At 47.5% G+C, this 630-nt stretch carries 2 pseudogenes; both read right to left on the bottom strand.

Annotation, left to right across the window (positions count from 1 at the left end):
- A pseudogene (gene thiE, locus R7Q09_RS26530) lies at window positions 1-137 on the bottom strand (thiamine phosphate synthase); the annotation flags it as partial.
- Window positions 137-630: pseudogene (locus tag R7Q09_RS26525) on the bottom strand (phosphomethylpyrimidine synthase ThiC); the annotation flags it as partial. The pseudogenes thiE and R7Q09_RS26525, both read right to left, overlap by 1 nt.

The raw sequence follows: 630 nt of genomic DNA, 5'->3' as shown, positions 1-630 counted from the left end.
AGTTGAATAAATTGAGTCGGGCTTACGCCCAACTCAATCTCATCAATACTAAAACCCTGTTCTTTCGCCAACAATAAGCACTGCTGAACAGATCCTGTCAGCGGAATTAACGACGACGGAATAAGGATTTTAGTCATTACTCATCCGCCTCGGCGTGCACGGCTGGGTGATAAAGCTCTGAGCCTGTCGCACGAAACTCTTCAGACTTCTTACGCATGCCTTCCAGCGGGTCATCTAAATCTTGATAGAAATCGCCTGATCCGCGGCAACTTGCTCTGTATCTTTGGCATACTCCCTGACTTCTTGAGAAATCTTCATTGAGCAGAATTTAGGGCCGCACATTGAGCAGAAGTGCGCTACTTTTCCAGACTCTTGCGGTAGCGTTTCATCATGAAATGCACGTGCCGTATCGGGGTCTAAAGCGAGGTTAAATTGGTCTTCCCAGCGGAATTCAAAACGTGCCTTTGATAAAGCATTGTCACGAACTTGTGCTCCAGGATGCCCTTTTGCTAAATCCGCAGCATGCGCAGCTAGCTTGTAGGTGATCATACCGGTTTTAACGTCTTCTTTATTTGGAAGCCCCAAGTGCTCCTTAGGGGTCACGTAACACAACATAGCGCAGCCATACCA

The organism is Vibrio sp. 2130-1 (assembly GCF_033339515.1).
Note: the sequence above shows the minus strand (reverse complement) of the source record. Positions and strands in the feature narration are given on the sequence as shown.